Source organism: Gordonia sp. (in: high G+C Gram-positive bacteria), from assembly GCF_049647785.1.
GTDB lineage: Bacteria > Actinomycetota > Actinomycetes > Mycobacteriales > Mycobacteriaceae > Gordonia.
In genome coordinates, this window is record NZ_JBARYI010000033.1 from 20,877 (window position 1) to 28,229 (window position 7,353).

The following is a 7,353-nucleotide window of genomic DNA, read 5'->3' on the forward strand; positions in this document are numbered from 1 at the left end:
GTCGTCCCGCCGACCAGACCGTCACCAGCTATGACGATCGGTGACGGTCTGGTCGAATCGTGACAGAAAAGCGGAACTTCGGATGAGAAGCGGGAGCCGGCTTGCTAGAGGAAACGCTGAAGCCGGGCTGACTGTTGGCTCCACTGCCAGTTGGCAATCGCCCACGCGCGACCATTCTCGCCCATGGTCGCCGCCATCTTCGGGTGCGTCAGAAGATCGACGATGGCCTCAATAACTTCGCCGTGCTTGCGCCCGTCAACAACGGTGCCGGTGAGGTTTTCCTTCACCGTTTCCGGGGCGCCGCCAGAGTTCCCGGCTACCACCGGGACGCCGCTGGCGGAGGCCTCCAGAAAGACGATTCCCAGGCCTTCCACGTCAAGGCCCCCACCGCGCGTCCGGGTCGGCATCGCGAAGACGTCAGCCATCGCGTGATGCATCGGAAGTTCTTCAGCGGGGACACTCCCGGTGAAGGTCACCGAGTCTGTCACCTCGTACTTTTCCGCCAGGGCGTGCAGTGTATCCGCGTAGGGTCCGCCGCCAACGATCATCAGTCGCGCCCCCGGGACGGCTTCCCGGATCCTCGGCCACGACTCGATCAGCACGTCTTGCCCCTTGCGCGGCACCAACCGGGATAGGCACAGAACTGTCGGTGCGTCGCCCAAACCGTAGCGATCGCGGAGCATGGCTCGTGCGCTCGGGTCTGGCGCAAAGCGGTCGACGTCAACCCCGCACGACACGTACTCGAGGGCCGCTTCCCGGCCGAATGCCGCCGAGAATCGTCGCCGAGTGAAGCGACTGACGTAGGTGATGACATCGGTGTTGTTGCCGATAAACCGCAAGACCTGTCGAGCCCCCGGCAGCATCGACCATCCCACTTCGTGTCCGTGGGTGCTCGCAACGATATGTCGCGCTCCCGCACTACGCATGGCGGGCGCCAAGACTGCCAGGGGTGCTGCTGCCCCAAACCAAACGGTACGAATGTCGTTGTCACGCACCAATTTCGCTGCACGTCGGGCCACAGCGGGAGTGGGTAGCATCAGGCTGGTCGGATGCCGCACAATCTCGAAGGGCGCGGCCGCATCGTAGGCTTCACTACCTTTCCACTTCGGTGCGTAGACGATCACCTCGTCGGCCGGTAAGTACCGAATCAGATTTTCCAAGTACGACTGGATCCCACCGGGCCGCGGCGGAAAGTCATTGGTGATCAGGAGGGTACGCCTCACTTACCGACCTCCTTCTTGAGCCATGCGCGCCAATCGGCAACGACTTTGGCTTTCTCGACGCCCAACGACGCCTTCATTGCCGCATCCGTGGTGGCGGTGTCGCCGCCCTTACCGACGCCGACATACATCTTCTTCAGTTTCTCGTCGCCGTAGGTCTTGCCAACGTACGCCGCGAACGACCAAGCACTCTGATAGGCCACCCGCGCCGCATCGGTCTCCACGGAGAATGATCCGTCCGACGGCAGCGCCTTCGGCACGCTGCCTCCGGCGACGGCAGCCGCGAGTTCTGGTGCCGCATCGATCAGGTCACCGTACGTCCCTTTGCGACCCACATACTCTGGGACGCCTTCGGTGAGCCACAAGGGGGCGCTTGACGCGGTCGTCAGACGGGACGCCACGTGAGTGAGCTCGTGCCGAAGTACCACAGCAAGGGCCTCGCTTGAGAGTCCTCGGGCGGCGGGCGTCAACACGATTCGCTGGCCGACCACCTGCCCCGCCCTGGTGTCGATCATGGTGAACACGGTGGCCGCAGCGGCTGCGGCGGTGTCACCCGGACGGGTGCGGGTAAGGGCCGCAAACTGCTCGTTGGTTGCGGTGGCGATGACCGCGACTCGCTTCACCCAGTCTTTACCCCAGAACGCGGTCACTTCGTCCACTGCTGCGGGCAGGAGCTGCCGGACCTTCGCGGCCTCATTCTCGGCACCACGGTAGAACAGCACTGTTGACGTGCCGCCGCTGGTTTTGACGTCGGTCGCCGCGAGCCCCGGGAACTCCCAGGCACCCACATCCGGCGCTTTGGGGTTCTCCCGAGAGGCCTGCGTCGGATCGGGGGCCAACCCGCCTTCCCCAACAACCTTCCAGTCGTCGCCATAACGAGCGAACGTGAGGCTGCCATGCAAGGTGACAGTCGGCTCGTCGAGCCCCGGCTCAGCTTCGCCACCGAGTGCGTAGTCGAGGTCGACCGGCGTCACCCAAGTGTCTGTCGCGCCCTCGGCCTCCAGCTTTGCGACAAAGTCGTCTGCAAGCAGGTGCTCCGGGCCGTTCTGCGGTGCCACCCGGTAACGGAACTCTTTTACCTTGAGCGGACCAGCGGCCACGGGCGAGTGCTGGGGCTTGCGCCCCGCAGGCTTCTCGACGTCGGCAAAGTTGTCAGCAATCACTTCCAGGTGCTGACGAAACTCGGGACGTGCGGCCCCGTCTACCAACTCCGCCAACCCGCTTCGGTCACCGTTGCGGAGTGTCGATGAGAGTTGATCGAGGAGCGCGGTCACCCCGTCGTACCGCTGCTGCTCAAACGGATTCAGTTGGGTGGTCGCTACCGTCTCTGAGGACGATGATTCCGGAGTGGCATCGGAGCCGCAGGCTGCGAGCGGGAACGCGAAGGCCAGCAGCACCGGCACCACGCAGGCAACGCGACGTGTTCGCACTCAGTACCGTCGCGCGGAGTTGTACGGGCCCGCCTTATCGAGCGGAACAACGGCCACGGGGACTCCGAATGTCGACGCGTGGACCACATAGCCCTCACCGACATACATGCCAACGTGGGTTGCACCCGGGTAGTAAATCACGAGGTCGCCGGGCTTCAACTGGTCTCGTCCCACGGGGGTTCCGCCTGCGAGCTGTGCCTCGCTGGTTCGCGGAATAGTGCGGCCAGCCTGCTGGTATGCCCACAACATGAGGCCCGAGCAGTCGAATTGGTTGGGTCCGGTTGCACCCCACACGTAGGGGTCACCGATTCGCGAGATCGCCGCCTGAACCGCCACCAGTTGGGGCGAGGTCCCCTTCGGTACCGACTTGGGGTCAAATTTGTAGCGGGGACCACGGAGCGCCGCAAGCTGCTTGCCGGTCATCGACTGGTAGATCGCGCGGATCTGGACGGCTTCAATCTGCAGATCAGCCTGCTTGGCTTGCAGTTCGCCCCGCTTCTTCTCTGAGTCGTTGATGGCCCGGGTCGCGGTGTTTGCGGTCTTTTCGGCAGTAGCTTTAGCTACCTTGGCGGTCTGGGCGGTCTTGATGACACTGCGGATATCTGCCGCGCTCTGGCGCGACATCACTTCCAGTCCCGACATATTGTCGAGCAGGCTTTGCGGGGAGTCACTAACGAGCATCGCGTACAGGCGGTTAACGCGGGCGCCGCGGTAGCTAACACGTGCGAGCGCATCGACCTTGCGCTGGGCGGCATCAATCTGCCCCTGCATTGAAGCCAACTGCTTCGCGGCGACGGACGCCTTCTTGCGCTCGACGGACACGATCTTGCGCTGCTTGTCGTACTCGACCTGTGCGGCGTTCATCGCCTCGGCCGTCTTCTCCGCATTTTCCGACAGTGATTTGTACTTGACGAGCAGCTGATCCGCGGATCGGGTGGCCGGATCCGCGGTGGCAGGCGGGCTGACGATGACTGTCAACGCCGCCACCACGGCGACGAACAGTGCTGCGGCTCGCCTTAACGTCCGCATTGGTGCACTTGTTGAGCTCACTCGTACTCGGTCCTTAATACAGGCGAGGGCGGGTCGGCGATAAACGCCGTCCCGCCCTCGGTAAAAATCAGTTAGCAGTCGTCATGCTCAGTAGCGACGGATGCTCAGGAGGTTCCACTCCTTGACGCGGTCCTTCTTCACCGGGACGCCTTCGGTGGACGAGTGGACGAACATGCCGTTACCCGCGTAGATGCCGACGTGGCCGCCACCGTTGAAGACGAGGATATCGCCGGGCTTGGCGTTGCCGAGGCCCGCAACCGGGGTACCGCCGCCGAGCTGACCGTAGCTGTCACGCGGAATGGTCTTGCCAGCCTGACGGAAAGCCCACGAGGTGAGACCGGAGCAGTCAAAGGCATTGGGGCCAGCGGCACCGTAGACGTAGGGCGAACCAATCTTCGACTCAGCTGCGCGCAGCGCCTTCTCAGCGCGCGCCTGCTGCGAGTTACCGAGATTCAGGTTCGGAGCCTTGGGGGTTGCCTGCGGAGGCAGACCCGGAATGTCAAACGTGCCGACATTCGGAATGGTGATCGGCGCGGCGTCTGCTGCGGGGGCAGCTGCGAAAGCCAGCGATCCGCCAATGGCAATCGAGCCGGCGAGGACTGCGGACTTGGCGGCCTTGCGACCGACACTAGGCTGCTCCAAACGATGCTTAGCCACGAAAACACGTACTCCTTGTTGTTCTCCCTCATCGCCGACCGGGTTAGCTGTCGGGTTCGAGCCGGAAGAGATGGCCCTACGCACGCCAGCAAAAGCCGCGAGCGGCTTCACGTTGGTGCGATTCACCCCAATCCGCGTTCCGACTGAACTCGTCGGCCACACGGAGGAAGTGGGTCCCCGGTTCGCCCTCTTTGGTAAGGGCGATTAGGCGCGTCCTTCCGGGTCTCTCGGATTACTCCAAGAAGCCCTAACTGGAAGGTCTCGAAAAGATTACGAAACCCCACCCGCGATGTCTAGCCGTTCGTCACCGGCGTGCCATCGGCGCCCAAATCAGACGGCGCGAAGGGTGCGACCACTTTGGCCCAACAAATCGGCTTCACCTGCGAAAACTTCTTGCTTTGCGGCTTCCGCGACGTCTCCACTGATCAAATCTGTGTCAGCGAACACATCGATGGCATCGGCCAACTCGAGGCCGTTACCTTCGCATGGGCCGAACGACCCATACTCGCTGGTAGTACCAGCAAAGAAGATCTGCATCATGCAGTCATCACAGGCCCTCGCCCGCATCGGACAACGCCCACAATCAATCTTCATGTGATCTGCCTCTCATTTCCGTTCGGTGACCCTGATTCCCGGCCATACCGTCGTTTTGTCCGTCACCTCGTCGCGGATTCAACTTGGAGTGCAGACTACGAGCGCCCCCTGACAAAAGCGCCGTGGAGTGCGCGGGTCCTTGCGTAAGAACGCTCGTGGCGTTTTCCATGCCACCGCTATCTGGAATGCCACCTCATCTGTTTGTCGCTTCATCTGAGTGTCGGAGGGTCGTCGTACGGTGCCCACATGACTGTCGAACAGATGTCGTTCGCCGACCTCCCCGAGTCGGCCGAGTTTGCTACCGCGGCCCTCGCCCAAACCACGTTCGTCGTTGTCGACTTAGAAACCACCGGCGGTAGCTCGGAGACTGATGCCATCACCGAGATCGGTGCCGTCAAGATTCGCGGCGGGGAAGTGCTCGGCGAGTTTGCCACGTTGGTCGACCCCGGCCGTGCCATCCCGCCCCAAATTGTGGCGCTCACCGGCATCACCACCGCGATGCTCTACGACGCGCCCCGCGTGGAAGAGGTGCTGCCCGCATTCTTCGAGTTCGCGCGCGGCAGCATTCTCGTCGCCCACAACGCGCGATTCGATATGGGGTTCCTTCGAAAGGGCGCGGCCCGGATGAATCTGCCGTGGACGTTCACCACATCCCTGTGCACCGTGGTGATGGCACGTCGCATCCTGAGCAAACAGGAGGCACCCAGCGTCAAGCTTTCGGCCCTCGCCGAACTCTTCGACGTGTCTGTCCGGCCCACACACCGCGCCCTGGACGACGCCCGCGCCACCGTCGACGTCTTTCATCGGTTACTCGAACGCGTCGGCAATCAAGGCGTGAGCACTGTCGGCGACTTGACCACGTTCCTCCCTCGCGCAACGGCCGCCATGCGCGCCAAGCGGTCCCTGGCCGCGGCACTGCCACACCGGCCCGGCGTCTACATTTTTCGTGGCCCCGGCGACGAAGTCCTCTATATAGGGACCGCTGTCGATTTGCATCGTCGGGTGACGAGCTATTTCAACGGCAGCGACTCACGCGCACGGATGGCCGAGATGGTGGGGCTGGCCGTGCGTGTCGACCACATTGAATGCGCGCACGCACTTGAGGCAGGCGTCGCCGAGCTCACGCTCCTCGGTGTCCATAAACCCAGTTACAACCGACGATCACGCAATCCTGCGCGCGGTTGGTGGATCACCCTGACGGCTGAGCGCTTTCCCCGACTCAAGGTCACCCGCACTCCCGGCATCGACTCCCTGGGGCCGGTTGCCAACCGCGGACTGGCCGCAGACGTCGCCGATGTCATCTCCGGTGCCGCCGGCCTCCGCACCTGCACCGCCGAGCTCAAGAAGGCCTCCCATCACTTCTGCGAGGGCGGCGGCGCCGCTGATGCCCTGCCAGATCCGTTGGTCGCCGCTTTGCCTGGCGTGTGCCGCGCCGCCAGCGAGCGCCCCCAAACCCTGCCCGACTACCTCTGCCGCGTCGAAGCGGCCCGCTCACTCCTCTCTGGTCGGGCGGACACGCTGTTGACTGCTCTCCGCGACCGCGTCGACTTGCTTGCCGAGCAGCATCGGTTTGAGTCGGCGGCACGTGCGCGCGATCGACTATCGGCGACCATCGAGGTATTGGCGCGTAGCCAACGTCTCGCTGCCGTAGCGGCACGACCCGAGGTGATTGCCGCCAAGCCCGACGGTGCTGGCGGATGGGAACTGGCGTTGGTCCGCTTTGGCCGGCTGGCGGGAGCGGCGTGTGCCGCCCGTGGCGTCTCGCCGATGCTCATTGTTGACAGGATGCGGGCAGCAGGAACCACGGTGCTGCCACCGGCCCCGGAATTGGGTCCGCTGTCGGGCGCACCGGCCGAGGAAATCGCCCTCATTGAGCGTTGGCTATACGAGCCGGGTACCCGCCTCGTCGACGTCACCGACCAACTGTCTCTGCCCGTTGGTTCGGCAGAACGCTGGCGACACTTCGCGCAGACGGCCCGGTTGGCACGAGAAGCTGTGATGTCCGCCGGGGTTTGATCAAAGGACCTACCGGGCCCAAGAGCCGCGAGACATTACAGTTGGAGACATGATCACCGCCATCGTCCTCATCGGAGCCGATATCCACCAGATCCCCGAGACCGCGCAAGCTGTCGCGGACATCCCCGGGGTCACCGAGGTCTACTCGTGCGCTGGCGACGTCGACCTCATCGCCAAGGTCCGAGTCCGCGACCACGAAGAAGTCGCGACCGTCGTGACCGGTGCCATCAATCGCATCCCCGGTGTTCTCTCAAGCGCCACCCACATCGCGTTCCGGAGCTATGCGAGTTCAGAAGTCGACGGTGGCTTCTCGATTGGTGAGGCGTAGCCGACTAGGTCGGCCGCACCCTACTGCTGTTGCGCCGCGAGCCGAGTGCTCGCGGCGC

The 7,353-nt window shown here is 63.6% G+C and carries 7 protein-coding genes and 1 riboswitch; of the genes, 2 read left to right on the top strand and 5 right to left on the bottom strand.

All coding sequences use genetic code 11. The features are described from left to right. Positions 1-104: 104 nt before the first annotated feature. The 5 genes from WBA38_RS05235 to WBA38_RS05255 all read right to left on the bottom strand — a co-directional run bounded on the left by WBA38_RS05235 (position 105) and on the right by WBA38_RS05255 (position 4,897). Positions 105-1,223 carry a glycosyltransferase family 4 protein gene (locus tag WBA38_RS05235; protein ID WP_424297206.1) on the bottom strand — a complete coding sequence of 373 codons (1,119 nt, stop codon included), beginning with the start codon at positions 1,221-1,223 and terminating at the stop codon, positions 105-107. Beyond that, complete coding sequence (locus WBA38_RS05240) at positions 1,220-2,650, bottom strand: peptidase MA family metallohydrolase (RefSeq protein ID WP_424297205.1); 1,431 nt, start codon at positions 2,648-2,650, stop codon at positions 1,220-1,222. The genes WBA38_RS05235 and WBA38_RS05240 overlap by 4 nt, the downstream gene beginning before the upstream one ends. After that, positions 2,651-3,679: an NlpC/P60 family protein gene (locus WBA38_RS05245; RefSeq protein WP_424297240.1), complete on the bottom strand. Its 1,029-nt coding sequence runs from the start codon at positions 3,677-3,679 to the stop codon at positions 2,651-2,653. It abuts the gene before it with no gap. Positions 3,680-3,787: 108 nt separating this feature from the next. Next, entirely contained in the window at positions 3,788-4,357 is a 570-nt protein-coding gene (locus WBA38_RS05250; protein ID WP_424297204.1) for a C40 family peptidase, read from the bottom strand. An 18-nt stretch (positions 4,358-4,375) separates the two neighbouring features. Beyond that, a riboswitch (cyclic di-AMP (ydaO/yuaA leader) is annotated at positions 4,376-4,578 on the bottom strand. Between the two features lie 109 nt (positions 4,579-4,687). Continuing rightward, the gene (locus WBA38_RS05255; RefSeq protein ID WP_424322241.1) at positions 4,688-4,897 is read right to left on the bottom strand and encodes a hypothetical protein; all 210 of its coding nucleotides are present in this window, start codon (positions 4,895-4,897) and stop codon (positions 4,688-4,690) included. A gap of 300 nt (positions 4,898-5,197) precedes the next feature. On the opposite strand from WBA38_RS05255, the gene WBA38_RS05260 reads away from it, so the two are divergent. Next, positions 5,198-6,967 carry a DEDD exonuclease domain-containing protein gene (locus WBA38_RS05260; RefSeq protein WP_424322242.1) on the top strand — a complete coding sequence of 590 codons (1,770 nt, stop codon included), beginning with the start codon at positions 5,198-5,200 and terminating at the stop codon, positions 6,965-6,967. Between the two features lie 49 nt (positions 6,968-7,016). Next, positions 7,017-7,295, top strand: coding sequence for an Lrp/AsnC family transcriptional regulator (locus WBA38_RS05265; RefSeq protein ID WP_424322243.1), 279 nt, complete (start codon positions 7,017-7,019; stop codon positions 7,293-7,295). Positions 7,296-7,353 lie beyond the last annotated feature (58 nt).

Excerpts from the sequence above, each read along its gene's own strand:
- WBA38_RS05245 (WP_424297240.1), bottom strand. The coding sequence starts at position 3,679 with ATGCGGACGTTAAGGCGAGCCGCAGCACTGTTCGTCGCCGTGGTGGCG.
- WBA38_RS05255 (WP_424322241.1), bottom strand. The coding sequence starts at position 4,897 with ATGATGCAGATCTTCTTTGCTGGTACTACCAGCGAGTATGGGTCGTTC.
- WBA38_RS05260 (WP_424322242.1), top strand. The coding sequence starts at position 5,198 with ATGACTGTCGAACAGATGTCGTTCGCCGACCTCCCCGAGTCGGCCGAG.
- WBA38_RS05265 (WP_424322243.1), top strand. The coding sequence starts at position 7,017 with ATGATCACCGCCATCGTCCTCATCGGAGCCGATATCCACCAGATCCCC.